This is a genomic window from Candidatus Regiella insecticola LSR1, assembly GCF_000143625.1.
Classification (GTDB): Bacteria; Pseudomonadota; Gammaproteobacteria; order Enterobacterales; family Enterobacteriaceae; genus Regiella; species Regiella insecticola.
In genome coordinates, this window is record NZ_GL379617.1 from 1 (window position 1) to 844 (window position 844).

Annotated in this window: 1 protein-coding gene; it reads left to right on the forward strand. The window is 41.0% G+C overall.

Annotation, left to right across the window (positions count from 1 at the left end):
* Positions 1 to 154 precede the first annotated feature (154 nt).
* Positions 155 to 643: an AAA family ATPase gene (locus REG_RS08110; RefSeq protein WP_006705198.1), complete on the forward strand. Its 489-nt coding sequence runs from the start codon at positions 155 to 157 to the stop codon at positions 641 to 643.
* The last annotated feature ends 201 nt before the right edge of the window (positions 644 to 844 follow it).

An 844-nucleotide genomic window follows, 5' to 3' on the forward strand; every position in this document is an offset into this window, starting at 1 on the left:
ATCGGCAGAGTAAAAAGCGGAGTATCCACGAAACTGCAAAGATTACCCTACCGGGTACAATTGCTCTCAGGTATGCCGGATTTAGAGCTTCTACCGACAGGAAAGTCAAGGAAACCTAGATTAGGCTCTTATTGGTAATCAGAGGTATCAAGTCATGTTAATCATTTTTAGTGGTTTACCGGGAAGTGGAAAAAGTACTATTGCGTATACATTATCCGAACGGCTGAACGCAGTTTACTTACGTGTTGACACTATAGAACAGGCTATTCGAGAAGCTGAAGAAGGAGATAAAGAAATGGGATCTGCTGGTTATTTTGTCGCTTATGAAATAGGGTCAACAGTTATAACTGATTCTGTTAACCCGATGCTGCTGACGCGAAATGCTTACCGTGATGTTGCCCTTTCTGTAGGGGTATCCTTTTTAGAGATTGAAGTTATTTGTTCCAATCAGGTACAACATCGTAATCAAGTAGAGAACCGAAATTCAGATATTAACGGGTTAAATCTTCCGGACTGGAAGGCTGTGGTAAGTCGCGATTACCAGCCATGGAATAGAAACCGTTTGATACTGGATAGTGCCACATTATCGGTGGCTCAAAGTGTAGAGAAGATTATCGCAGCGATACTAAAGGGAAAAGACTAACCTGCTGACCTCAACTTATTTTGACAAACGTACAATATTTTGTGTTTCTCAAACGGACCCCTTTTCCATATGTAGGATTGGATATGGCTTTCCTTGCCCATCGAGTTCTGAACGACTAACAACATTAAAACCTATTTTCTCGTAAAATTCCCCTGCTCGTGGGTTTTGTTCATTGACATCTACTTTAGTTGCTTCTTGATA

What these genes read in the sequence shown, in the direction of transcription:
- REG_RS08110 (WP_006705198.1), top strand. Translation starts at nt 155, where the DNA reads ATGTTAATCATTTTTAGTGGTTTACCGGGAAGTGGAAAAAGTACTATT.